Consider the following 26,255-nt stretch of genomic DNA (forward strand, 5'->3'; position numbering starts at 1 on the left):
GCGCTTGGGCAACGCCTCCAATTGCCGCTCGTACCAACCCGGTTGCGGCGCGTCCTGGAGCAACTCCAGCACCTGCACGCGTCGTTCATGCAAGCGTTGATCGGTCTTCGACGCGGGAGCGTCGCCGGCGAGGTGCCGCATCGTGCGGTGGTACAACTCCCCGAGCACTTCGACCTTCCAGGCATTCAACACGCCGGGCCCCACGGCGGCCAGATCCGACGCGGTGAGCAGCACCAGCATCTGCAACAATTCCGGTGAGCCGACGTCGACGGCGAACTGCACGACGACTTGCTCGTCGCCCGTGTCGCGCCGAAACGCGAGGTGCGACATCATCAAGTGCTTGTGAACCAGATAGCTGAGCGCGGCCGCATCGCGTTCGTTGAGATGCAAGCGGATCGCATTCGATTCCGCCATTCGTTTGCCGACTTCCGAATGATCCTCTTCGTAGCCCTTGCCCAAGTCGTGAAGTAACAGCGCGAGGTGCAGCAGCCATTTGCGCTTCAGACCCCGGTAAATATCGCCGAACAGGCCGGGGTCCAGTCGCAGCTCCGTTGCGTATTCCACGGCGCGAAAGCTGTGCTCGTCGACCGTGTATTTGTGATACTGATTGAATTGCAGCAAGCAGCGCGCGTGATCAAACTCCGGAATGACCTTTTCCAGCACGCCCAGGCTGTGGAGCGATCGCAACAGCTCGCCCAGTCGCGCCGGCTGCGAAAGCAGCGAACGGAAACGCGCCGCGGCGGCCTCATCAAGCTCCTCGGGCAATGTCGGAACGGCCGCGCGAATCGCCTCCATCGTTTCATGGTGGATCGGCTTGTCGTACAGATTGGCGACATCGCAAAGGCGTAGAATTTGGGCGAGGCTCCCCGTGATCTTGGGCAACGCACGCTCACTGGCGGCGATTGACCCGGGGCCGACGAGGAAATCGCCTTCGAAGCGATGGCTCCACAAAGGCGCCGCGAGCTTTCGCCACACCTGCTGCGATCGCGCACGGACGGCGAAGCGCGAGACGATATCGCTCACTTCGCTCGTCAGGCGGAAGTAGTCGCGCATGAAAACTTCCACCGGCAGCAGGCCATGCTGCGCCTCATAGCCAAATTTCTCGGCGATCCGCAATTGCTCCACGCGATCCAAAGAGTCGTTCGGCTTGTCCTGATGGAAGTGCATCTCGTTCCGCAAGCGGAGCAGGAACTCGTGCGCGCGCTTGAGCGACTTGTAATCCAGCTCCGAGATCAACCCGCGGAGCCGCAGTCCGTCGGCGTCCTGCACGCCGTAGCGCACGCTGCCGAGCCAGCGCAACATTTGCAGATCACGCAGCGCGCCGCGCGAACGCTTGATGTTCGGCTCCAGCAAGTAAACGGTCTCGCCGAAGTCGTTGCGTTCGTCTTCCCGGGCGGCGGCGATGCGAGCCAACACGCCCGCGCGGCCGCGCCGCATCTGTTGCTCGAATCGCGTGCTGAAGCGCGTGAACAGTTCCTCGTTGCCAGCGAGATAACGCGCTTCCGCGAGCGACGTCAGGATCGTGGCGTCTTCGCGGGCGAGATTGCAGGCCTGCGCCACGGTGCGGACGCTTTGCCCGACGATCAGGCCGATGTCGAACAAGTCTCGCAACAATCGCTGAGCGAGCGACTCGATCGCGCCGCTCTCGCCGGTCTCGTGCAGGATCATCAAATCGACGTCAGAGTGCGGCGCCATATCGCGCCGGCCATAGCCGCCGTGCGGGACCAGCGTGGCAGCCGCGGCAAGCTTCAGCTTCCCGTCTGGATCGAGGTCAGCCAGCGTTTGTTGATAGACCCGTTCGACCACGCGGTCCACGAGGTCCGTCAACGCATGACAGACCTGCGCACCAGGCGTGTCACGTTCGTGCGATTCGCGGATTTTGCGCCGCCCTTCGACCAGCGTTTCGCGAAGCTCCAAGATCAGCGGCTTCAACGTAACGGACATGGGCAGGCGCAGGGATTCGACTCAGTGCGAAGCAGCGAATAGAAAAGTGTAGGACGGAATCGGCCCCGGGAAAGTCCGGCGATGGCCGCCTCCGGGCCGCTCTAAAGCGCGTCTTCGCCGGTTTGTCCGGTGCGGATGCGGACGATTTCGGCCAGATCGGAAACGAAGATCTTGCCGTCGCCGATCTGCCCGGTTTGCGCCGCGCGGAGGATGGTGTCGATCACTTTCTTCACGGCGCCGTCGCCGACGACGACTTCCACCTTGACCTTGGGCACAAAGTCGACGGCATATTCAGTGCCGCGGTACATTTCCGTGTGCCCCTTCTGCCGGCCGAATCCGCGGACCTCGGTGATCGTCATGCCATGTGTGCCGGCCTCCGCGAGCGCGGCTTTCACGTCCTCGAGCTTGAAGTGCCGAATGATGGCTTCGATTTTCTTCATGATTCGCTCTCCGATCCGATCCCGCCGGACCGATTTGCCCGCGGCGGTCTGGTGCTGTTGATTAGAACGCCCGGCCGTCACTACAGGAAGATATAGCCTTCTTCGCCGTGCTGGCTGAGGTCGAGTCCTTGCACTTCTTGCTGCTGCGAGACGCGCAGGCCCATCACTAAGTCCAAGATTTTCAGCAGGATGAAGCTCACGGCCGCGGCGTAGAACCAGGTGAGCCCCGTGGCGATGAGCTGCGCCTTCATGACCGTGCCCCCTTCGATGAGCCCCAGGAAGCTGGCGTTTCCAATCGGGTTGACGTCACGCGTGGCGAAGACGCCGGTCAGGATCGCCCCCAGCGTGCCGCCGACGCCGTGAACGCCAAAGGCGTCGAGGCTGTCGTCGTACTTGAACTTCGATTTCAACGTCGTGCAGGCGTAAAAACAAACCACGCCGCCGGATAGACCCATCACCAGGGCCCACATCGGTTGTACGAAACCCGCCGCCGGCGTAATGCAAACCAATCCGGCGACCGCCCCGGAACACGCGCCCAACATGCTGGGCTTGCCACGGGTGATCCATTCCATGCCGGCCCAACCCAAAGTGCCTGCCGCGGCAGCGAAGTGCGTGGCGACAAAGGCGCTGGCGGCGATATCGTCGGCGGCCAAGGCGCTTCCGGCGTTGAACCCGAACCAGCCGACCCAAAGCATCGCGGCGCCGAGCGTCGTATAGGTTAAATTATGCGGCGGCATCGGCTGTGAACCGAAGCCGAGGCGTTTTCCCATCACCAGTGCGCAAATCAACGCGGAAACGCCCGAACTAATATGCACCACGGCGCCGCCGGCGAAGTCGAGCGCCCCGCTGCCGTGCTCTTTCGCATTCGGGCTGACGTAGTTAAGGATTCCACCATCGCCCCACACCCAATGGCAAAGCGGGCAATACACGAGAAGCCCCCACAACAAAGTAAAGACCACCATCGTGCTGAACTTCATCCGCTCGGCGAACGCGCCGCAGATCAGCGCCGGCGTAATGATAAAGAACATGCCCTGGTAGACCATGTGGACAAGCCGAGGAATGCCGCCCAAAAGTACCGTCGGCTCGCCATATTGGCGTTGCACGCCTTTCAGGCAGAGGTAATCCAAATTGCCGATGAACGGGGCGCTGCCGCCGAAGCTCAGCGAGTAGCCAATCACGCCCCAGACGACGGTCATCATGCCCATCAGGAAGAAGCACTGCATCATCACGCCGAGTACGTTCTTCTTGCGCACCAGGCCGCCATAAAACATGGCCAGCCCCGGAGCGGTCATGAACAGCACCAGCGCCGACGAGGTCAACATCCACGCGGTGTCGCCCCGATTGAGCGGCGCGGCGGAAGATTTGGCTACTTGCGCATTCTCAACAAGGGCTTTGGTACCTTCGACAACCACGTCCGCGGTAGTGGTCGCTGCGTCGGGAGTTGTTGTTTCTTGAGCGAGGCCGCGCGAGATCAGCAGCAAACTGCTGACGCAGCAAACCAACACGATCGCCGCCGACTGGGGAAGACTCCAACGCATGTGCGCGACCTCCGAAGCTCAATGTGCTTGGCGCATGTCACGGTTCGCCGCCTGGAGACGCCCACCATCCCAGGAACCGTGACCCAACTGTCCGCCGCCTCTCGGACGTGGGACGTCGCGACAGATTCTCGGCGCGACGAAACAGCTTGGAAGGCCATAACCTAGCCGCCCCCCGAAAGGCCGTAAAGCCCCAAGGCGTCCGTTTCCCGCGTCGAGGTCGCGGCTAACGGAATTCTCGGCGCCGCCGCGGTTTCTCTCCCTCGAAAGTCGGCGACGTGTTCCACATACCGAACACAGCGTCATGAGCCGCGCCCAACGTGAAACGCGTGGCCGACAAGGCAGTCGTGGGAGTATCCGGCGTCCTGGCAACGGCCATCGGCGCCGACACGCCGAAATGGTTGCGCACCGCGTTCAGGTCGCTCACATCGACATCGCCGTCGTGGTCCGCATCACCCAGGCCGCCGCTGTCACGGCCGAATTGCGTTCGCACCGCCAGCAGATCTTCGATATCCACATCGTTGTCGCCGTCCGCGTCGCCCAATTGTTGGACTACGTCTTCGCGTCCCGGCGATCCGCCATGCAAGCGACTCGCGCGCCAACCCTGTTTCAGGCCCCAATTCGCGAGCTCCGTGTGTGTGTCTTGGATGACCAAGGTTTCACCGTCCCCATCCGTACTTCGGAACCAAGCATCGGAGTACGCGAAGTTGTGGATAATCGCGTCGTCCGTGTCGCGCACGATGATCCCCTCGCCGCTATTGCTCAACTGCCCGGAGTACATGCCGGCCACCGGCAACGCATCGCCGTAGCGCTCGCGAAACGCCGCTTCGTTGGCCACGATCAACACGTGCGCGCCCGGCGCCAATTCACGAATCGCGCCGTGCGTGAAATGAAATTCGACCCCCTGATCGAACCACACGCCCGTCAGATCCAGCGGCGCGTCGCCGATGTTCGTCAACTCCACGAATTCGTAGTCGTTGCCGTCGAAGGGACTTCCGGCCGCCGGATCGTAGGGATGGTAGTTGATTTCGGTGATGCGTAAGTACTTCTGCGCGTCGGATGGCTCGCCTTCGTAGACGAACCCGGCGACTTCACGGCCACTGGCATCGACGATCCGGATCGAACCGCCGCTGCCGGGCAAGACGCCCGTGTAGCCGTCTTGCACGAACAGCACTTGATTGCCACGGGGGCCGACGTCGCGGGCGCGGAATGCTTTCGCGTCGGGCGTCACGTACAAGTCGCCGCTCGACGGCAGCACCGTGCCGGCCTTGAACGTGTGCTGAACGGTTCCTTCGATGCGCCAGCCAGAGATGTCGATCGTGCCGCGCGTCGGGTTGTGAATCTTGATGAACTGCTGATCGCGATTACCCGACGCGGGCGAATGCTCGACTTGGGCGATCTCCAGACTTTGGATCGCCGCCTGCGCCACGGGAATCGGCCCCCGGCCATTCGACTGCAGGTTGAACAAATAGTTCCGCCGCTCGGCGAGATACTGCTCGCGGAGAATCGTCAATTGCTGTTCCCAAGTCGGCGAAGCGCCCCACACGCTCCAGCGATTGTTGTCGAGCGCCGCGTCGGCGCCGATATGTTCCACCAGTGCGTCGATGCGACTCTCGTAATGCCGCTCCTCCTCCGGCGTGTCCGGGCTCTGGAGCAACTCGTCCATCAACGTCCGCAGGCGGCGCAGGTACATCTGATTGAAACGCGGATCGGCGAACAGCGCGTCGTTCAATAGATTCCCGCGGCCGATGTACAACGGGTTTTGCGAGTACAGCCCGTCGTCAAAGTAATTGAACGTTGTCGTCCAATTGCGGCCAAACGACAGGTCCAGGTCCCACGGCAGATAAGTCCATTCGCCGTTGCCGAGCGTATCGCGGTAGGCGTAGTAGTTCTTGTGGCAGCAATCGATGCTGCCGGTGATGACCATGGCCGCCAAGAAATTGGCCATGCTAGCCACGTCCACGTTGTCCCAGAGGAATTGCGACAACGCCGCGCCGGATTGCCGCAGGCCGGCTTGGAACGCCGCCAGATCGCCGACGCCCTCCTCCTGTCGCGTTTTCTTTTCCGCTTCGCTCGTCGAATTGAACGAGTTGTACATCTTGTACAGCGCGCCAAAAGGATCGAGTCCGTTCCGATCCAGGTAGTCGTCGTCGCCGTCTTCCACCAGGTCGTACACGCCCAGGAAGCGGCCGTTCTGTTGAACGCGCACCGGAAACGCGAAATGCGTCACCGAGCCGGCGTCGCCGTACGTTTCGTAGGCCAGCGTATTGCGCAGCTTCGTTTTGTCGGCGTAATTCGACAGCAGGTTGAAGTCTTTGACGTTGTAGTCGCTCGACTCGAACGGTTCGAACCGATGGTCGCGCGGGAAATCAACGTTGAAACTCTTCTTCGGAAACCCGCGCGACGACTGCCCGTGGATATTGAAGTGCACATTGTCGTAGTAAGCGCCGTTGTAGTACACGCCGCCGCGCGTGCCGACATCGCTCTCGGCTCCCGCCAGGCTGGGCAGATGGATGTACATCACCGGCAGGTTGCTGGTCACCGTGGGATCGGCGATCAACAGTCCGTAATTCTGCTCGCGATCCAAAGGATCGACCGCGCGCGGCCAGGCTGTCGCCGTGCCAGCGGTATCCACAACCGTGATGCTATAGCGGATCAGCTCGCCGGTCGGCGCCGTGCCAGCCGCGATGACCGTTCCATAAATCCCGTCGCCCGCCGCACCGTCGCCATGCGCTCCGTCATCGAACATCGGCTGCGTGAACGTCTTCGTTTGTCGCCCTGAGCCTGTGCGGCCGGTCAGCTTGACTTCCGTCACCGCCAGCGCGCCGAGGATCACGTTCGCGGTGACCGTGATCGGCTCGTCGACCGTCGGCTCGTGCGGCGAATTCGCGACGTCGATCAGAATCGGTCCCACGTCGGCCGCGCCCGGCCCGTTCGGAGCGCCCGGCGTCGGCGTCGTGAAATAATGGGCCGCGCCATCGTCGATGGCGCCGGCCCGTTGCGCGATCAATTCCGGGTAGATCAAAAAGTCGTCGCTCGTGGCGCCGAAGTTCAAGCCGTGGATCGCGAGGACGTTTTCGCCTTGACGCAGTAAATGAGCGTACTGCTGGAGATCGAAATCCTCGGTCACGAGCGCCAATGCATCCGCGCGATCCTCGAACGCGCCGGATTGCCACGTCAAGCTGGCCGGCACGTTCCGCGCGGCAACCAGCGTGCCATTCAGATACGCCGCGAAGCCGTCGTCGTATTTGAGACGCAAGTTCAGCGTGCTGTAACTTTCGACCGCATCCAGTTCGAATGGCAGCCGCAAATAAGCGCTCGTGCCTTGCCCATACATGGTGTCGTTGACGTTCAGGCCGATGTACGGCGTGTAGCTGGCGAAGCGTTCGTAACCCAGCCCCGCCGCGCCGGCGAGCCAGCCCGAATCATCAAAATCGACTGCGGTCCAGCTCGTGCCAAGTGTTGCCCCGCCATTGGTAGCGGTGGGCACGAAGGCCTTGCCCGGCGCTCGTTCCGGGAGGAGCGGAATCGACTCAAATTCCTGGGGCCAGCCGTACGAGACGTCGGCGATCTGCGGGGGATAACCGGGCGCGAACGCCGAGGCCACAGTACGCCCGTCGGGTTCCACCAGCGCCAGGTAACCGGCGTCGGCCGCCAGCTTGAAGTTCGTATGCAGCGGCAGCCCCGGCGTGATTTGATCGTTGTTCGATGCGAACAGGACGAAAAACTGTCCCGGTTCGATCGTCACCGCCGGCAGCCGCCACTTGTTCAACTCCCCGGCGTCGTCGGTCAGATACCAGCCGGACAGGTTCGCCGTCGCGTCGCCGGCATTGAACAGCTCAATCCAATCCTCGCGATGCCCCGTCTCGTCACGGAGACTGATCTCGTTGTCCGCCAGGAACTCGCTGATCACCACTCGGGCATCGAGCAATTGCCGAGCTTCCAACGCCTCGAACCGCGCCTTCGACCGCCGCCTCGCACGCATGAACGCCCCCCCCCCCCGGGATCCCGCACCGATCGGCGCGGCTGGATCATAGGATAGTGGGGGACAGAGCGGGTGCCAAGGGAAAAGAGGGTTAGTATCGGACGGCGCGCTCAATTCGCGCTAACGCTCGTTCACGTCCCAAAATCGCCAGAATATCGAACAACCCAAAGCCGACCGCTTTACCGGTCAGCCCGATCCGCAGCGCATGCACGATCTGATTCGCCGCGATGTTCTCCTTGGCGATAAAATCGTGCAGCGTCTTTTCCAGCACCTCGGCGTTGAACGGCTCGACGTCCTTCAACGAATCGCGAAAACCTGCGAGCAGCGTTTTCGCTTCCGGAGCTTGACGAATGCGCTTGTCGAAGGCCGCCTCGTCGTAGGTCAATTGGTCGTCAGCGGTGAAGAAATCGGCGTAGTCGAGGATATCGCCCGCGGTCTTGATGCGATCGCCGGCCGCGGTGACGATTTGCAGCAGCACGGGGCCGATCGTGCAGGGGGGCGGTTCCGTCGCCAATCTCGCCCGTTGCAGGTACGGCAACACCATCGCCACTTTTTGCTTCGGCGGCAGTTGTTGCATGTAGCGCTCCTGCACTGACATCAACTTCTTCGGATCAAAGCTCGCCGGCGCCTTGTTCACGCGCTCCAGCGAAAAATGCTCGATCATCTCCTGCCGCGTGAAGTTTTCCGTCTTGTCGTCGAGCGACCAGCCCAACAGCACCAGGTAGTTGATAATCGCATCCGGCAGGTAACCGACTTGCTCGTAGAAATCGACGATCACCGGGTTGAACGTCTCCGCGGCGACTTCCAGGTGCATGGCCTCGGCAATCTTCCGGCCGTGCTCGTTGACCTGGGCGAAATCCTTGTTCTTCAGATACTTGTCCAGCTTCCGCTTACTGAGCTTGTTCTTGCTGCCCGGTTCGGCCACAAACGGGAGATGGGCATACTCGGGGCGCGGATAGCCGAGCGATTCCAGAATGAACACCTGGCGCGGCGTATTGGAGAGATGCTCCTCGGCGCGGATCACGTGCGAAATCTGAAAGTCATAGTCGTCGACCACGTTCGCCAGATGGTAGAGACACGTGCCATCCGCGCGTTGGATTACATGATCCTGTTCGTTGGCCCACTCGAACTCCACCTGCCCGCGAATGTGATCCTGCAACACGAGCTTCCCCTCGCGCGGCATTTTCAATCGCACGACACGGGCGCGTCCTTCCGCCTCGAAGCGCGCGGCATCCGCATCCGTCTCCGCCATCCAACGGCGGCTGTAAACGAAGGTCACCTTGGCTTTCTCGGCCGCTTCGCGCTCTGCTTGCAGTTCTTCGGTCTTGGCGTAATCGCGATACGCGTGCCCGGACGCCAACAGTTTTCGCACCGCCTCCTGATACTGCGTAAGCCGCTGCGATTGGAAATACCCGTTCGGCGTCCCCGTCGAGTCCGGCCCTTCATCCCAGTCGATGCCCAGCCACGACAAGCCATGCAAAATCGGCGCGAGCGCACTCTCGACATTCCGTCCAGCGTCGGTGTCGTCGATCCGCAGAATAAACTGCCCGCCATGCTTCCGCGCGAACAGCCAGTTAAACAGCGCGGTGCGCACCCCGCCAATATGCAAATACCCAGTCGGGCTGGGAGCAAAACGAGTGCGAACAGTCATGGAGCCGCCAACGGAAGTTGCCGAAATCGAATGCCCGTAATCTAGTCGTTCACGGTCGTCTCCGGGAGGAGGACGGATTCGCCCGCGAAACACGCGAAAGGACGCGAAAGCTAGGAAGGGAGAAAGAGGATCTGTCCACGGAATACACGGAAAGACACGGAAGGGAAGAGTGAATTCAAGGACCAGTGCGCATCGAATTCTCGTGCCAATCCAACTTGATCGACCAATCCCAACATTTCGAAATTCGCCGACACACTCACTCCTCCCATTTCCGTGTACTTCCGTGTATTCCGTGGACAACTCTCCCTCCCCACTTTCGCGTGTTCAGCGTGTTTCGCGGGCAAATTCCTGCGGAGTAGCCAAGGCCGCCCTCGCGCGTCAGAATACAGGCACACGCGCCTTACAAACTCATCAGGCGGAGGGCCCAGGCGATGCGTTCTCAAGCTTCACGGCGAAATTTCCTGCAATCCGCGGCAGCGGCCGGGCTGGCCGGGTCGTTTCTCGATACTCCCTGGAACGGCCTCTTGCGCCGCGTCAGCGCCGAGGAAGCCGCGCCGCAGCCAGGCGCCGTCAAGCTCCGGCCGGAGATCGAGCCGCTCGTCAAACTACTGGAAGACACGCCGCGCGAGCGCGTGCTGGAAGAAGTGGCGGCGCGGATTCGCGGCGGACTCAACTATCAGGACCTGCTCGCCGCGCTGTTGCTGGCTGGCGTGCGGAACATTCAGCCGCGCCCGGTCGGCTTCAAGTTCCACGCCGTCTTGGTGGTGAACTCCGCGCACCTGGCCAGCATCGCCTCGCCGGACGAACATCGCTGGTTGCCGATCCTCTGGGCCGTCGAAGAATTCAAGAACTCGCAGCAGCAAGACACGCGCGAAGGCAACTGGACGATGTCGGCGCTCGACGAGAAGTTCGTCCCGAGCGGCGACAAAGCCCTTGGCGCGTTCAAGACGGCGATGGACCGCTGGGATCCCGAGGCGGTCGATCCCGCGGTGGCCGGCCTGGCTCGTTCGGCCGGCGCGAACGAGATGTTCGAAATCTTCTGCCGCTATGGCGCGCGGGATTTCCGCGACATCGGCCACAAGGCGATCTACGTCGCCAACAGTTGGCGGACGCTTCGCACGGTCGGCTGGCAACACGCGGAACCGGTGCTGCGTTCGCTGGCGTACGCGCTCACCCACTACGGCGATGAGAACCCGGCCGACAGCGATCAGGAAGCGGATCGCCCCTGGCGGCGAAACACCAAGCTCGCGGCTGACATTCGCCCCGACTGGCAAGTCGGTCGCATCGACGACGGCGCCACGCGCGAACTCCTCTCCGGCATGCGCGACGGCAATTGGGGGAAACGTCGTGCGACACCGCGCTCGCGCAACTCAACGCTGGCGTCGATCCGCAATCGCTCTGGGACGCCATCCACAGTAGCGCCGGCGAACTCCTGATGAACCAGCCCGGCATCGTGGCCCTGCACGCCGTGACGACCGCCAACGCCCTCCGCTTCGCCTTCACGGAAAGCGGCGACGACGAAACGCGCCGCATGCTCCTCCTGCAAGCGGCTGCGTTCACCCCCATGTTCCACGCCAACGCCCGGGGGCGCGGCGATGTCGGCGGCACAAAGCTCGACGAACTCGCCGGCACGAGCCCGGGCCAGGACAGCGCGGCCGTCGAAGCGATCATGCACTCCATCAGCGACAACCGCACGCAAGCCTGCGAGCAACTCCACGGCTACCTCGCGTCCGGCGGCGCCACGCAACCGCTGATCGACGCGGCCCGACTGCTGGTCTTCTTCAAAGGCACGAATTCGCACGACTACAAATTCAGCAGCGCCGCCTTCGAAGACTACGCGCTGTTGTCGCCGGGTTGGCGCGAACGGTATCTGGCGACGAGCGTCTTCAACCTCCGCGGAGCGGGGGACCAGGACAACGGGCTGTCGGAACGTGTGCGGGCGGCGCTTGCATAGTACGTACTTCTTCTGTAGCCGAGGTCTGTGACCTCGGCCGGGTTGGACGAAGGATTCTCAACAACGGTGTGACTCGAAAATGGAGACCTTCGGTCGGGACGGTGGCACGGTCGGGAGACCGTGCCACAACGAGCGGACATCGCCGGAGCGACTGATGGATTTTGAAACACTGCAATTGCTGCGAAAGGATGCTTGGTCAGCCTACAATGCTGGTCGACTCCCGTCCGTTGTCGAATTGCTCGATGCGTACTTGAAGCGACGCACCGATGACGGGTTCATGTGGTTTCTCTACGGAGATAGCCTGCGGATTATGGGAATGATGTCCGCCGCTCGGGACGCGCTGCGGACCGCCCTTAGGCATGCGCCCCGAAGGCGACGATATCGGGTACAGGGGACTTTAGGGAAACTATACTCGGAATGGGGAAAACGCGCACTTGCAGAAAAGTATTACTCGCGCGCGACGCAAGCGAGAAATGGCGGATCGGAGCTTGCCTGGATTTGGCAATTGCGAGGCGTGAATCTTGCGAAGATGGAGGAATTTCACGGGAGTTGCACTTGTCTCAAATTCGCGACGGAACTGGACAATGAAGATCCAGACGTGTTTCACTCGCTTGGGGCCGTTCTGTGCGCACTCAAGCAATACGCAGATTCAATTGTTGCGCTAGATCGAGCGATCGCGTTACGTGGCGGTGACTTTCCCGCCGCATTGAAATTACGAAACAGCATGGCTGGAATCGCAGAGGTGATTGATCGCATTGCTACGATTGAGTATGGCAACGGTTCAAGCTGATCCCGCTTGTTGTAGCACGGTCTCCCGACCGTGCTACCGGCCCGACCGTAGGTCTCCACTTCCTGTCGGCACCACGGCACGGTCGCGAGTTGCCAGTCGCATCACTCCTGCCGCCGAACTAAACTAGTGCTGCCGAAACCCCAGCTCCGCACGCTTTTTCCGCAGGTGCTTGATGCGCTTCGTCGTCTGTTTGTCCGCGGCGATCTGCCTGATGTCCTCGTCTTTTTCGCTCGCACAATCCAATCCCCCCGCCGTCTCCGGCTACGATCGCCCCGGCGCGAATAAGCACAAAAGCCGCTCCGTCACCATCGCCAAGCATGGCATGGTTGCCACCAGCCAGCCGCTCGCGGTGTTGGCCGGGCTCGACGTCTTGCGCGCCGGCGGAAACGCGGCCGATGCGGCCATCGCGACCAACGCCATGATGGGCCTCGTCGAGCCCATGAGTTGCGGCATTGGCGGCGATTTGTTCGTCCTCTACTGGGACGCCAAGTCACAGAAACTCTACGGACTCAACGCCAGCGGGCGCAGTCCTTTCGCGCTCAATCGCGACGTGTTCCGCGAAAAGCAGCTCGCGCAGATTCCCAACGACGGCCCGCTCTCCTGGTCCGTGCCAGGCTGCGTCTCCGGCTGGGAAACGCTGCACCAACGATTCGGCCGCACTAAATGGGATGCGCTGTTCACGCCCGCGATCCAGCACGCCGAGGAAGGTTTTCCAGTCACCGAGGTCATCGCCGGCTACTGGGCCGGCGGCACGGCGAGCTTGAAGAAATGGCCCGACAGCGCCGCGACGTATCTGCCGAACGGGGCTGCGCTGAAAGAAGGCGAAGTCTTCCGCAACCCACGTCTCGCGGCGAGCTACCGCGCCATTGCGACGGATGGCGCAAAAGCGTTTTACGAGGGTAGCATCGCCCAGCGCATCGTCCAGTTCAGCGAGGCCAACGGCGGATATTTCTCGCTACGCGACTTCACCGAACACACGAGCGATTGGATCGAGCCGGTCTCGACAAACTACCGCGGCTACGACGTCTGGCAGCTCCCGCCCAACGGCCAGGGCATCGCCGTGCTGCAAATGCTGAATCTGTTGGAGTCGTATGATCTCAAATCGCTGGGCCTCGGCAGCCCGGAGTATCTGCATACCTTTGTCGAAGCCAAGAAGCTCGCCTACGCCGACCGCGCGAAGTTTTACGCCGATCCGGCCTTTGTCGACGCGCCGATCGCGGAGCTGATCTCCACGCCGTATGCCGACGTGCGCCGCAAACTCATCGATCCTCAACACGCGGCGACGAATGTACCGGCTGGCGACCCGAAGTTACGACAGGGAGACACGATTTACCTCACCGTTGTCGACGCCGAACGCAACTGCTGCTCGCTGATTCAAAGCAACTTCAACGGCTTCGGCTCGAAGGTCGTCCCCGGCGACGTCGGCTTCGCGTTGCAAAACCGCGGGGCGCTCTTCGCGCTCGACGACACGCATCTCAATCGCCTGGAACCGCACAAGCGGCCGTTCCACACGATCATCCCCGCGATGGTCACCAAAGCTGGAAAACCGTGGTTCTCGTTCGGCGTGATGGGCGGCGACATGCAGCCGCAAGGTCAGGTGCAGGTGCTCGTCAATATGATCGACTTCGGCCTCGACGTCCAAGCCGCCGGCGACGCCGCGAGAGTGCGCCACGACGGCAGCGCCACGCCGACGGGCCTCCCAGAGACGCCCCCCGGCGGGACGGTCATCGTCGAATCCGGTATCTCAGACGCGGCGGTGAAAGCCTTGGAAGCAAAAGGCCACCAGGTCAAACGCGGCGACCCCGACGGCGGCTATCAAGGCATCCAGATCGACTGGGAAAACGGCGTCCTCCGCGGCGGCAGCGAGCCGCGAAAAGACGGCACGGCGCTGGGGTATTGAGGAAGATTCGTAGGTCAGGCACCTGTTCGAAGGCACGCGCCCTCGCACCATCAGCAACCAAGGCCACATCCCAAATCGACGCAAGCTAATTGCCTGACAGGAAAGACCGTCGCAGGCCTGTCAGGCAATTAGCCAGCATGGTCATGGGTTGTTGGGGGAAGTCGTCGCAGTGCGACATGTTGCGCCTTCGACCGGGGTGCCTGACCTACGGAATTGCGCTATTTCTTCCCCAAGTGCTTGTCAAACCAATCCCCCAGCGTCGCCATGTCCTTGAGTAAGTCGGGCCAACCATGCCCAGCGCCCGGCTTCGTCACCAGTTCCGCTTCGACGCCAGCGCCTTTGAGTTTGTCGATCACCAGTTGCGCTTGTTGAATCGGCACCAGCGTGTCGGCGTCGCCGTGGATGATCAGCGTGGGGGGATCGTCGGCGGTAACTTGGTAGACCGGCGAGATCGTGTGCGCGAGCTCATCGAGCTTCTGCTCGTCCGTGATCGGCTCGAACTCCTGCTTCGCGTCGTCGTAATACTGATAGTCGAACGGTGCGCGAAAGTTCGCCAGCACGCCGCGCCCCATCGCGTTTTCGCCGTCCTTGCCGTAGTTCAGAAAATCCGTCGGCGGAAAGAAGCAGGCCACCGCCTGCACGCGGCTGCTTGCTTTGTCGACGGCGTCCATCGCGTCGGCGCTCCCCTCGGCGCCGGCCGTGCCGATCATCAGCGACAAATGCCCGCCCGCCGATGCGCCGGTAATGCCAAAGCGCTCCGGATCGACGCCGTAATCGGCCGCGTGCGTGCGAATGTACCGTACCGCGCGATTCATATCGCTGACCGCTTCGAGATTCGTGTACTTCGGCTGGCTGCCATGCACGACGGCAAACACCGTGTAGCCGCGGTTCAAGAATTCCTGCACGAAGCTCGGGTGAATCGCCGCATGGGCGGAAACCCAGCCGCCGCTGACGCAGAAGATGATGGCCGCGCCGTTCTTGTTTTCCTTCGGCGTGAAGACGTCCATCGTCATCGCCAGGCCGTCTTTGCGGCCGTAGATGACGTCTTCTTTTCGCTCAAAATTGTCGGCCTCTTGGGCCGACGCCAGTTGGGCGCCTACGGCGGCCAACAGCAACGCGACGACTGCTCTTTTCAACACCACTAGCTCTCCCACAAATAAGCCAACCCCGGGCCGGCGACGGCCAGAAGCAAGCTATAATGCGCAAGTCGCGGTCGGGACGCAACTACGCGAAGTTGCCGCTGCCGTCGCTCCCAAGCCCAGGGAAGGCCCCCGGAATCGTGGGTGATGGAGACGATATCGAAGGCCTTCCCTGGGCTTACAGCGGCGAACGGTCGTGGAGCGTTGTCGTAAGGAAACCCAAATGCAATCAATGCCAATTCGACGATGTGCATGGCTCCTTCTCGCGGCGATCGCCGCCGGCACAGCCGTGTCGCCCGCCCGTGCCCAATCGCGGCAGGCCCTGGAAGAAGCCCGGCGGCGGATGGTGGACGAGGAAATCGAAGCCGCTGGCGTCAAAAACCCGCGAGTCCTGGACGCCATGCGAAAAACGCCCCGGCACGAGTTCGTCGCCGTGGCAGAGCGAAAGCTGGCCTACTTCGATATGGCCATGCCGATCGGCTCCGGCCAGACAATCTCGCCGCCGTTTATCGTGGCTTACATGACGGAACAACTCGATCCCCAGCCGACCGACAAGGTGCTGGAAATCGGCACCGGCTCCGGCTACCAGGCCGCGGTGCTCAGCCCGATCGTGGCCGAAGTGTATTCGATTGAGATCGTCGAATCGCTCGGGCAAAAGGCCGCGCGGGCGCTGCGTCGACTCAAGTACGAAAACGTCCACACCAAGATCGGCGACGGCTATCAAGGCTGGGCCGAGCACGCGCCGTTCGACAAGATCATCGTCACCTGTTCGCCGGAGCAAATCCCCGAGGCCCTTGTCGAGCAACTCAAGGAAGGGGGCCGGATGGTCATTCCACTCGGCGAGCGCTACCAGCAGTCGCTGTACCTGTACCAGAAGAAGGACGGCAAGATGGTCGAAGAAGCGTTGCGGCCCACGCTCTTCGTTCCCATGACCGGCGCCGCCGAAGACGGCCGCCATATCTTGCCGAACCCTGCCAAGCCCAGCGTGGCGAACGGCGCCTTCGACGAGTCGCTCAAACAAAAGCCCGACGAGCCGGCCGGCTGGCATTACCTGCGCCAAGCGGAACTCGTCGACGAGGACGGACAAGGTAAATACCTGCGGTTCGCGAATCAAGTCCCCGGCCGCGGCTGCCAGGCCCTGCAGGCGTTCGCCGTCGACGGCCGCAAAGTAGCACAGCTTTCCGTGTCACTGCGCGTGCAAGGCAAGGACATCGCCCCCGGCCAAGACGCACGGCAGCTCCCTAGCTTGGCGATCACCTTCTACGACGAACGCCGCGCGGTGGTCGCGGAGCGCGGCCTCGGCCCCTGGCGCGGTTCCTTCACCTGGCAACCCGAGTCCGCCAAACTCCAAGTCCCCAAGCAAGCCCGAGAAGCAATTCTCCGCGTCGGCCTAATGGGCGCGGTAGGCGAGTTGGGCATCGACGACGTAGACGTGAGGGCAAGTGAATAGAGGATGACGAATGTCGAAATCCGAATGTCGAATCAAATCTGAATGACGAATGCTCAAATGACGAATGGATTTGCGCGGCTTTGGTCCGCCTCCGCCCCATTCGACATTCGAATTTGATACGACATTCGGATTTAGAAATTCGTCATTTCCCCTATTCCTCTTCCCCCGGCGGCGACTTAATCCCCAGCTCTCGGTTCATCTCCGAGATCACGTTGGCGTCGCGGATCAGCTCTTGCATCAACTGCGGGAAAGGCAGCGACCCGAACGCTACGGCGCGTTGGATGATATACGGCACCGGGCTGTGCGGTTCCATGCGTTGCAGCGCGGTGGCGGCGTCGTGGAGTTGCTTGTAAAGGTCGTCGCGCGTGACGGCCCGTGAGGCGGACCGCATCACCACGGTCTGGCCGCCGGCGCCATCGTCGACCGTTTCTTCAACGTCGGCCGCTGATTCGTCGCCCCCTTTGCGGGCGACGATCTGCTTGGCGAGCGTAGCCCCTTCCTCGATCGATCCGCGGACATAGCTTAAGCCCGGCGCTTCGTTGGCCATCTTCGCACGGAGCTCGTTGACGAGTTGCTTCAACTCCGTCAGCGCCTGCGCCGAGTCGTCCGCCAGTCGCCGGCATTGTTCCGGCGTGGAGTTGAAAACCGCCTTTTCAACGATCTCGTTGGCCAGGCCTTCTTTTCCTTCGCGCGCCAACTGAAAATGCAATGCGCCGTAACGCTCACCGCCGACGACGACGACCGGCAGGCTGCGAATCGTGTTGGGAAACACCGCGCCACGATCCGTGTCGTCAAGCCAATTAAACGGCGCGGCGCGGACTTCCAAGTCGTCGTCTTCGTCGAGCGCCGGCTCCAGGCGGTTCCAGCAGCATTCGACGAGTTGCCGGAACAGATGCAATCCATCGCGCAGGCCAGCGAAGCCATGGACGCGGGCGAGCGCCTCGGTCAATCGCGCGGCGATCAGCAGGTTCTTCGACTTCTCCGTCAACGTCTGCTGGCAGAGCCGGATCACGCCTTGCCAATCGGCGCGGACGGGCTCCGCGGGACGGAGCGGATCGTCCTCGGCGAAATCCGAGGGATTAATCTCCTTGCGCATCTCGTCGAGCTTTTGACGCACGTCGAAGGGCACCGAGTCCCCGGCCGGCTCGTCTTCCGAGATCGGCTGCACGAGCGCCAGGAAATCAAGAATCGCCGGCGAGGCCGCTTTGGATTCACCGTATTTGGTGCTGGCCTTGGTGGCCTCGACCATGGCGGACAAGTCTTGCGTGTCCATAGCTGCGCCCTGATTCGCCGAATCGTCGGCAGCGGTTTCCGTTTCGTCGCTCACATCACTTGCCATCTTGGTCTCCTCGGCGTTCGCGTCGCCGCCCGCGTCGAGTTCGGCCAACATCGCGTCCAAGTCGATTTCTGCTTCCGCGTCTTCGGTCGGCTCTGCGTCGTCGTCGCCCAAGCTGGCGAGCATGGCGTCGAGATCGAGGTCTGCTGCCGCTTCGTCGGTTGTGTCAGGGGCTGCTTCGTCCTTCGCTTGCTCCGCGTCGTCGTCGCCCAAACCAGCCAGCATGGCGTCGAGGTCAATGTCGTCGTCAGTTGACGTTTCAGACTCGCTCGAAGTTGCGTCGTCGGACGAGGAAGGCACGTTATCGTCGTCCGAACTGTCGCTGTCCGAGTCGTCTGAACCACCGAGACCCGCTAAGAGGGCGTCGAGGTCTGCGTCGCCGGAACTGGACGGCGCGTCGTCGCTGGAATCGTCGTTGCTCGCCGAGCTTCCTTCATCATCCCCGGCCAACAGTGCCGCGAGATCGTCGTCCGCTGAACTGGTTTCGCCAGCGTCGGACTTTACTTCGTCTGATTCAGACACGTCGTCGTCTCCCAAACTGGCGAGCATGGCGTCAAGGTCGATGTCGTCAGCGGCCGATGCCGAATCTTCACTCGCAGCGTCGCTGGAAGTGCCTTCATCGCTCGAAGTCTCTTCGTCGTCGCCGAGCGAAGCCATCAGCGCATCGAGGTCCAGATCGTCGCTGTCGTCGCTCGAAGCGCTTTCGTTCGAGTCGGAGGAGTCGTCCGAGGGATCGCTATTATCACTGCCGGAGTCGTCATCCGCGGCGGGGCTCACGTCGTCGTCCGAGTCCGAACTCGAATCATCGTCGGAACTCGTATCATCATCGTCGCTTGACGAATTGTCGTCATCGTCGCCGGCCGCCAACAGCGACGCCAGGTCGTCGTCCACTTCCGGATCGTTCGACCTCACGGTCGTCGATTTCGGCGCCGGGCCGCCCTTGAGTTTCACGGTATCGGACTTCGCTTCGGTCGGCGAGGCGAAGCTGACTTTCCCGCCGCCGGTCCAGAGGCCCGCCAGCAGCGGTTGCTCCGCGGACAGCGATCGAATCGCCGCCAACTCGACGAGGTCGCGCCCCTTGAACGACAACGCCGGGATCAGGCCCAACTTGGCCAATTCCGTGCCGACGGCCGAAGTGAAACGCACTTCGGTGATGACACCGACGTCCTCGTCATGCTCGTCCCGATAAGCATGGACCGGCATGCTATCCAGCACGCGCTTCGCGGCCGGATTCATCTTCCAGCCCGACTCCATAAAGCCCAGCGCCAACAACGTCGCGCAGGCGACGGCGCTATTGCCCCAGAGATACCCCTCCGGGCGGCCGTCGAATTCCTCAAACGGAATCGAATCGGGCGGGCGATAGTTGTCGCCAAACGGCGGACGCAACAGAAATCCCGGCGTCGCGAGCGCAACGTAGCTCGCTTCCGGCAAGGCGCGCAATGCTTTCCATGCCGCCGTGAGTTCGTCCGGCAGCTCGTAACTATCGAGCCGCGTGACGTCGCTTTCCATTCCCGCCAGGAACGGTCCGCCGGCATACGTGGCGATCTTCGCCAGGCGTCCCACGAGCGCGGCGTCTTCTTCGCTAAGCCCGAAGGAATACAATCCGACGATCATCCCCCAAGGGATGCCGTCAGGCGCCTGCGCCGACTTGTTCACCAGCAGATCGAAGATCGCCGTTTGTGCGAGGTCGTCCTGGGCCGCGAGGTCGCTCCGCAGTTCCTCGGCGGTCACGTCGAACAGCAGCACCTGCACGCGGCGATCTTTCGACACCCGCCGCAACAGCAACGCCAGACCTCGCCACGCACTTTCCAGCAATTGATACGCCGAATGCCTAAGCAATTCGCGCATCTGCAGCGCGGCCGGCGAATTCACTCGGTCGTCGCGCGAGTCTTCCAGTTTGTTGAAGACGTCAGCGCTTTTATAAATCGGATCCGGGTGGAAATCGTCCAGCTCCCGGAACTCCAACTCGATTTCATCGCCCCCGGAGGTGGAAAACGCCAGTTTGGGGCCGATCTCCTCGATCAGCTCGTCCAGGTCGTCGAATGCGGCCTTGCGACCGCGGAGCGATTTCAGCTCGTCCGCGCTGCGGGGTTCCTCGCGACCGCTCCGGCCGGAAAAGTCTCCCCACACGGCAATGCGCAGCGGCGTTTCGTCCGTCGCCGCATAGTCGGGGCGCGGGGATTCAAGCTGGCCGAAGTTCGGGGTGTCGGACACGGAGTCGGGGCCCTTGCTGTTCCGTAGCGTGGCGAGGGAGGAGCAGGCCGGGCGCCGCGCCCTGGCGCGCACCGGCGAACGGCGCATCCTGGCCGATCGTTCTATTCTTCCATCGCGGATTTTCCAGCATAACTTTGCTGATCCATTGTAGCCACGGTTTCGGCCGGTCGTAACGATCGGTCCGACCGGAGAATTGGAACCGCAAAAGCCGCGAGAAGAACGCGGTCTATGCGCGAACGGCGCGTGAAAATGAAAAAGCCCAGGGAAGGCCCTCAGAAACGCCCGCCAATGGAACGGTTACCGGAGGCCTTCCCTGGGCTTAGCGGCGACAGCAATGCTCCTTGAAACAACGGTGCCAACTCACTGTCAAAACTCCGCGCTCCCCGGCGTCCGCGGGAACGGAATCACATCCCGAATGTTCGCCATCCCGGTGATGAACTGCACGGCGCGTTCCAGGCCGAGGCCGAACCCGCTATGCGGAACCGTGCCGTAGCGGCGCAGATCGCAATACCACCAGTAATCGTCCTTCGAGAGTTCCTGCTCCGCCATGCGTTGTTCCAGAATATCAAGCCGCTCTTCGCGCTGGCTGCCGCCGATGATCTCACCCACTTTCGGCACCAGCACGTCCATCGCGCGGACCGTTTTGCCGTCGTCGTTGACCCGCATATAAAACGGCTTGATCGAGCGCGGATAGTCATGCAAGATCACCGGGCGCTGGAACTTCTTTTCGGTGAGATAGCGTTCGTGCTCGCTTTGCAGGTCGATGCCCCAAGTCACCGGGAACTCGAACTTCTCGCCGCAGGACTCCAGAATCTTGACCGCCTCGGTGTAACTGAGCCGTTCGAAGTTGGTATTCACGATGCCGGTCAGCGTTTCGATCGTGGTCTTGTCGATCCGCTCGTTGAAGAACTGCATGTCCTCTTCGCAGCGATTCAAGGCGTCGCCGAAGATGCGCTTCAAAAACGCCTCGGCCAGGTCCATGTTGTCGACCAGCTCGAAAAACGCCGCCTCCGGTTCCACCATCCAGAACTCGGCGAGGTGCCGCGAGGTGTTCGAGTTCTCCGCGCGAAACGTCGGCCCGAACGTATACACGCGGCCCAGCGAGCAGGCGAAGATTTCCGCTTCCAGCTGCCCGCTCACGGTCAGATACGCGGGGCGCTGGAAGAAATCCTGTGCATAGTCGACGGTTTTCGGCTGCCCTTCCGCGCCGGTTTTCGGGACCTTATCCAGATCGAGCGTGGTGACTTTGAACATCGCGCCGGCGCCTTCGCAATCGCTGGCCGTGATGATCGGCGGATGCACGTAGAGAAATCCGCGCTCCTGAAAGAAGTCGTGGATCGATCGGCACACGCAGTTCCGCACCCGGGCGATGGCGCCAAACGTGTTTGTCCGCGGCCGTAGATGGGCGATCGTCCGCAGATACTCGAACGTGTGCTGCTTCTTCTGCAACACGTACGTTTCGGGATCCGACGTGCCGTGGAGGATCACGTTGGTCGCCTGCACCTCCGTCTGCTGTCCCTTGGCAGGCGAGGCCTTGACCTCCCCTTCGACCGTGACGCTCGACCCGGCCGAAAGGTGCTTGATCTCGCTCTCGTAGTTCGGCAACTGCCCGTCGGCGACGATTTGAATATTGCCGAGGCAACTTCCGTCGTTCAATTCAATGAACGAGAAACCGCCTTTGGAGTCGCGCCGCGTGCGCACCCAACCTTGCAAACGCACCACGCGCCCCACCGCCTCAGCACGCCGCGCTTCGACAACGGACAAGCGATCCATGGGAGAACGAATCCTTTCAAGGTCAGACGACCTGGGCGGAAGGTCTAATTTCTAAATCTGAATGACGAGTCAAATCCGAATCACGAATGACGCAATGCAAAACGACTCCATTCGTCATTCAAGCATTCGAAATTGATTCGTCATTCAAATTTAGAACTTCGTCATTCTCAATGCTCTCCTTGTCCCGCCAGCCAGCGTTCCGCGTCGAGCGCCGCCATGCAGCCGGAGCCAGCGGCCGTGATCGCCTGGCGGTAGTAGTCGTCGGCGACGTCGCCGGCGGCGAAGACCCCTTCCACGCTCGTGTTCGTGCGGAATGGCACGGTCCAACGGATGTATTTCTTCGCGGTCAATTCCAATTGTCCGTCGAGGAACACGGTGTTCGGCGTGTGGCCGATTGCCAGGAACAATCCGGACGCCGGGAGTTCGCGCGGCTCGCCGCCTTTGACTTGCTTGACACGGACCGCGGTCACCCCTTCCTTGTCGTTGCCGAGCACTTCGTCCAGCCCGCTATTCCAAACCATTTCGATCTTCGGATCGTTCAGCGCCCGAGCGGCCATGATCTTCGACGCCCGCAGTTCGTCGCGGCGATGCACCATGTACACGCGGCTCGCGAACTTTGAGAGGTACGTCGCTTCCTCGACGGCCGAATCGCCGCCGCCGACCACCACGAGCGGCTTGTTGCGAAACCGCGGCAATGCCCCGTCGCAGACGGCGCACGCGCTCACGCCACGATTCTTGTAATGGTCCTCCGACGGCAGCCCCAGGTAGTTGGCCCGCGCGCCGGTCGCCACAATCACCGATTTGGCGACAATCTCCTGGCCTTCCAAAGTGGTCAGCTTGAACGGCCGCTTGCTCAAATCGACTTTGGCGATGTCGTCCGTGATGATCCGCGTGCCGAAATTGACCGCCTGCTGCCGCATCAACTCCATGAGTTCGGGACCGCTGATCCCATGCTTGCTATGCGGCGGCATCATCTGTCGCTTGTCCTCCGCCATCGCGCGATCGAGGTATTCCTCCATGTTCCCAGCCGGAAAGCCGGGGTAATTTTCGACCTCGGTCGTGAGCGCCAATTGCCCGAGCGGCAGCGTACCGGCGATGCGGTTCTCTTCAGTGATCGCGCCCTCGAACACGAGCGGTTCCAAGTTCGCCCGGGCGGTATAGATCGCCGCAGCCCAACCGGCCGGGCCACTGCCAATGATGACGACTGTTTCAGTTTTCGCGGACACAAAAACCTCGAAGGCACGAGGGGAAGGTGATCAGTACTTCTTTGGATGCAATGGTGACAACTGGAGCTACGCCCAGTTGCTCACGATCAACTGTGGGAGGCGTCTCCGACGCCGATGAAACGGACGTTGAAGACAGAGACAAACATCGTATCTCGCACGACGTCGTCACCAGCGGCGACAGAGACGCCTCCCACAGGTCGTGTGACTTTGCAGCGTCGCCATTATAGGTATCCCCAGCCCACCGTCCACCGGGCTTCGGTTGCCGTAGATGCTTGCAGGCGTTATGGTTAGCTAGAGCGGCGGACGGTTCTCGCCCGCCTGCGCGACGACCACTGGCGGCGAACGAAATATGGTGCTGCTCCCCATCGTACTGGTCTCCGCGGTCATCCTGATCGTGGCTTATTTCACTTACGGCCGCTTGCTCGCGCGGCTGTTGGACCTCGATCCGAACCGGCCGACGCCAGCCAACACCCTGCGCGACGATTTGGATTTCATCCCGACCGAACCGCAGTTCCTGCTCAGCCAGCATTTCTCGGCGATCGCGGCCGCCGGGCCGATCGTCGGCCCGATCCTGGCCGGCATCGCCTTTGGTTGGCTGCCGGCGCTGATCTGGATTCTGGTCGGCTCGATCCTCATCGGCGGCGTCCACGACCTAACCGCGCTCGTGGCCTCGATTCGCCATCAGGCCCGGTCGATCGCCGAAGTCGTGCGCGACCACATGTCGAAGCGCTCGTACTTGCTCTTCCTGGCGTTCATCTGGATCGCGTTGGTCTACATCATCGTCGCCTTCACCGATATCACGGCCGCCTCGTTCGTCGGTTCACAGACGTTGGAAAGCGGGCAAGAGGTCACCGGCGCCGGCATCGCCAGTTCGTCGTTGATGTATTTGGCCCTCCCGATCGTGATGGGCCTGCTACTGCGCTACACGCGGCTCACCGTCGGTTGGGCGACGGTGCTGTTTCTGCCGCTCGTGGGCCTGGCCATTTGGAAAGGTCAGGCCTGGCCCTTCGATCTAGGAGCGATGCTCGGCCTTTCCTCCGAAACCACGACGCGGCAGGCCTGGGACGTGTTGTTGTTGGGCTACTGTCTCGTCGCCGGAGTATTGCCCGTCTGGATGCTGCTGCAACCCCGCGGACATCTCGGCGGCTATTTCCTGTACGTCGCTCTCGCAGCGTTCGGGATCGGCATGGTCGTCGGCTCCGGCACCGAAGTGAAATACCCTGCGTTCACCGGCTGGACCACGGCCAAGGGAGAAACGCTTGCGCCGATCTTGTTCATCACCATCGCCTGCGGGGCCTGCTCAGGCTTCCACTCGCTGATCGCCTCGGGCAGCACCTCGAAGCAACTCCGCGTGGAAACCGACGCCAAGCCGATCGCCTACGGCGCAATGCTTTTGGAAGCCATGGTCGCCATCTGCTCGCTCTGCTGCGTGATGATGCTGACGGCCGATTCGCCGTTGCTGACGAGCGGTCCGAACAACATCTACGCCAACGGTCTCAGCACGTTGCTTTCCGGCGTTGGCGTCGGCGGCCTCCGCCTCGATCCGCAGCTCGTCGTCTGTTTCGCGCTGATGGCTTTCGTGACGTTCGTCTACGACACGCTCGACGTCTGCACGCGGCTGGGCCGCTACATCATTCAAGAACTCACCGGCCTGCACAACGCCGCCGGGCGTTGGCTCGGCACTGGGCTCACCGCCGGCGTGCCACTTATGTTCGTGATGCAGACGTCGCTCGGTCCCGATGGCAACCCGACGCCTGTGTGGCGCACCTATTGGGCGCTGTTCGGCGCGAGCAATCAACTGCTCGCGGCGCTCACGCTGCTCGGCGTGACCGTCTGGCTCTGGAAAACCAAACGCGCCGCCTGGGTCTGGCTGGTCGTCGGCTTGCCGGCGGCCTGGATGTACACGGTCAGCACCTGGGCGCTGATCCTCATGGTCCGCGGCAATTTTCTGGACGGCAAAGACGGCTGGCGCATAACAACGACCTGGGTCGGCCTGGTGCTCATCGCCCTGGCGGCGCTGATGCTCGTCGAAGCACTGCGCGTGTTGCTCTCGCTCGGCCGTTCTGAACCGCCAAGATCGATGAAATCAGCGATGGCGCCGAGCGCGTAAGCAATTCAAAAACCAGCGCAAAAAAACGCGCGAGATCTAAATTTGTTGTGTCACGGTCTCCCGACCGTGACACCGGCCCGACCGAAGGTCTCCATTCGCGGACGAAGCGGAGCCAAATTGTCGCACGGTCGGACGCCGCCCACGACAGCGGCTCTAGATCGCCCATTCAAAGCAATTACACCAACCCCTTGCGCACCGCCCACACGGCCGCTTGTGTGCGATCCGAAACGCCGATCTTGCGCAAGATATGTTGCACGTGTTCCTTGACCGTTTCGTAGCTGATGCCCAGCGCTTGAGCGATTTCTTTGTTCGTCAGGCCGAAAGCGAGTTGCCGCAGCACTTCGGATTCCCGTTGCGTGAGCGGGACGTCCAGATCGCCGGAAATGCGCGGTGTCGAGAGCGCGCCCGTGACGCGACGCAATTCCTCGCGCGACCAGCATTCTTCGCCACGGGCCGCTTTGCGAATCATCGCCAGTAATTGTTCTCGCGGCGTTTCCTTGAGCATGTACCCCGTCGCGCCCAGCGCCAAGGCCCGCGCCACGTAGGTCGGATTCTCGAAGGCCGTCAACATCAGCACCGGCAAGTTCGGGTGGTCCTGCCGTAGTCGGGTCAGCGCCTGCAAGCCGTCGCCATTCGGCATACGGATATCGAGCAGCACGACATCGAAGGTCTCGGCGGCGCAGCGCTCCACCGCCTCCGCACCCGTCGTCGCCTCGGCGGCGACTTCGATTTCCGTGCCCGCCAACATCGCCTTAATTCCCGAGCGGACCAGTTCGTGATCGTCGGTCACCAGAATGCGAATGCTCAT

The 26,255-nt window shown here is 61.9% G+C and carries 17 protein-coding genes; 7 read left to right on the forward strand and 10 right to left on the reverse strand.

The features are described from left to right. The 5 genes from SGJ19_19940 to gltX all read right to left on the reverse strand — a co-directional run. A partial coding sequence (locus SGJ19_19940) for an HD domain-containing protein (protein MDZ4782524.1) occupies nucleotides 1–1,944 on the reverse strand: 1,944 nt, incomplete at its 3' end. A 101-nt stretch (nucleotides 1,945–2,045) separates the two neighbouring features. After that, nucleotides 2,046–2,384: a P-II family nitrogen regulator gene (locus SGJ19_19945; GenBank protein ID MDZ4782525.1), complete on the reverse strand. Its 339-nt coding sequence runs from the start codon at nucleotides 2,382–2,384 to the stop codon at nucleotides 2,046–2,048. Nucleotides 2,385–2,464: 80 nt separating this feature from the next. Further along, the gene (locus tag SGJ19_19950; GenBank protein ID MDZ4782526.1) at nucleotides 2,465–3,922 is read right to left on the reverse strand and encodes an ammonium transporter; all 1,458 of its coding nucleotides are present in this window, start codon (nucleotides 3,920–3,922) and stop codon (nucleotides 2,465–2,467) included. Nucleotides 3,923–4,145: 223 nt separating this feature from the next. Beyond that, on the reverse strand, nucleotides 4,146–7,904 hold the full coding sequence (locus SGJ19_19955) for a CotH kinase family protein (protein MDZ4782527.1): 3,759 nt from the start codon (nucleotides 7,902–7,904) through the stop codon (nucleotides 4,146–4,148). Nucleotides 7,905–7,995: 91 nt separating this feature from the next. Further along, nucleotides 7,996–9,555, reverse strand: a complete 1,560-nt coding sequence (gene gltX / locus SGJ19_19960) for a glutamate--tRNA ligase (protein MDZ4782528.1) — start codon at nucleotides 9,553–9,555, stop codon at nucleotides 7,996–7,998. Nucleotides 9,556–9,986: 431 nt separating this feature from the next. On the opposite strand from gltX, the gene SGJ19_19965 reads away from it, so the two are divergent. From SGJ19_19965 to ggt, 4 genes are all read left to right on the forward strand, one after another. Further along, nucleotides 9,987–10,991: a hypothetical protein gene (locus tag SGJ19_19965; protein ID MDZ4782529.1), complete on the forward strand. Its 1,005-nt coding sequence runs from the start codon at nucleotides 9,987–9,989 to the stop codon at nucleotides 10,989–10,991. After that, on the forward strand, nucleotides 10,991–11,509 hold the full coding sequence (locus SGJ19_19970; protein MDZ4782530.1) for a hypothetical protein: 519 nt from the start codon (nucleotides 10,991–10,993) through the stop codon (nucleotides 11,507–11,509). Before SGJ19_19965 ends, SGJ19_19970 begins: the two co-directional genes overlap by 1 nt. A gap of 154 nt (nucleotides 11,510–11,663) precedes the next feature. Continuing rightward, nucleotides 11,664–12,299 carry a hypothetical protein gene (locus SGJ19_19975; GenBank protein MDZ4782531.1) on the forward strand — a complete coding sequence of 212 codons (636 nt, stop codon included), beginning with the start codon at nucleotides 11,664–11,666 and terminating at the stop codon, nucleotides 12,297–12,299. A gap of 172 nt (nucleotides 12,300–12,471) precedes the next feature. After that, nucleotides 12,472–14,199, forward strand: coding sequence for a gamma-glutamyltransferase (gene ggt, locus SGJ19_19980; GenBank protein MDZ4782532.1), 1,728 nt, complete (start codon nucleotides 12,472–12,474; stop codon nucleotides 14,197–14,199). A 218-nt stretch (nucleotides 14,200–14,417) separates the two neighbouring features. Here ggt and SGJ19_19985 read toward each other — a convergent pair whose 3' ends face one another. Then, nucleotides 14,418–15,338, reverse strand: a complete 921-nt coding sequence (locus SGJ19_19985) for an alpha/beta hydrolase (protein ID MDZ4782533.1) — start codon at nucleotides 15,336–15,338, stop codon at nucleotides 14,418–14,420. A gap of 289 nt (nucleotides 15,339–15,627) precedes the next feature. On the opposite strand from SGJ19_19985, the gene SGJ19_19990 reads away from it, so the two are divergent. Next, on the forward strand, nucleotides 15,628–16,788 hold the full coding sequence (locus SGJ19_19990; protein MDZ4782534.1) for a protein-L-isoaspartate(D-aspartate) O-methyltransferase: 1,161 nt from the start codon (nucleotides 15,628–15,630) through the stop codon (nucleotides 16,786–16,788). Between the two features lie 151 nt (nucleotides 16,789–16,939). On the opposite strand, the gene tssA is transcribed toward SGJ19_19990, so the two are convergent. Beyond that, nucleotides 16,940–20,338: a type VI secretion system protein TssA gene (gene tssA, locus SGJ19_19995; GenBank protein MDZ4782535.1), complete on the reverse strand. Its 3,399-nt coding sequence runs from the start codon at nucleotides 20,336–20,338 to the stop codon at nucleotides 16,940–16,942. A 13-nt stretch (nucleotides 20,339–20,351) separates the two neighbouring features. Here tssA and SGJ19_20000 point away from each other — a divergent pair, with 13 nt between their 5' ends. Continuing rightward, a complete protein-coding gene (locus tag SGJ19_20000; protein MDZ4782536.1) occupies nucleotides 20,352–20,489 on the forward strand; it encodes a hypothetical protein in 138 nt (45 codons plus the stop codon). 215 nt (nucleotides 20,490–20,704) lie between these two features. Here SGJ19_20000 and asnS read toward each other — a convergent pair whose 3' ends face one another. Together asnS and SGJ19_20010 are read right to left on the reverse strand one after the other, a co-directional pair. Next, nucleotides 20,705–22,111: an asparagine--tRNA ligase gene (gene asnS, locus SGJ19_20005; protein ID MDZ4782537.1), complete on the reverse strand. Its 1,407-nt coding sequence runs from the start codon at nucleotides 22,109–22,111 to the stop codon at nucleotides 20,705–20,707. Nucleotides 22,112–22,278: 167 nt separating this feature from the next. Continuing rightward, nucleotides 22,279–23,337, reverse strand: a complete 1,059-nt coding sequence (locus SGJ19_20010) for a thioredoxin-disulfide reductase (protein MDZ4782538.1) — start codon at nucleotides 23,335–23,337, stop codon at nucleotides 22,279–22,281. 349 nt (nucleotides 23,338–23,686) lie between these two features. Here SGJ19_20010 and SGJ19_20015 point away from each other — a divergent pair, with 349 nt between their 5' ends. Next, nucleotides 23,687–25,447 carry a carbon starvation CstA family protein gene (locus tag SGJ19_20015; GenBank protein ID MDZ4782539.1) on the forward strand — a complete coding sequence of 587 codons (1,761 nt, stop codon included), beginning with the start codon at nucleotides 23,687–23,689 and terminating at the stop codon, nucleotides 25,445–25,447. Between the two features lie 175 nt (nucleotides 25,448–25,622). Here the strand turns inward: SGJ19_20015 and SGJ19_20020 are convergent, their stop codons facing one another. Next, on the reverse strand, nucleotides 25,623–26,255 hold the full coding sequence (locus SGJ19_20020; protein MDZ4782540.1) for a response regulator transcription factor: 633 nt from the start codon (nucleotides 26,253–26,255) through the stop codon (nucleotides 25,623–25,625).

Source organism: Planctomycetia bacterium (assembly GCA_034440135.1).
Taxonomy (GTDB): Bacteria; Planctomycetota; Planctomycetia; order Pirellulales; family JALHLM01; genus JALHLM01.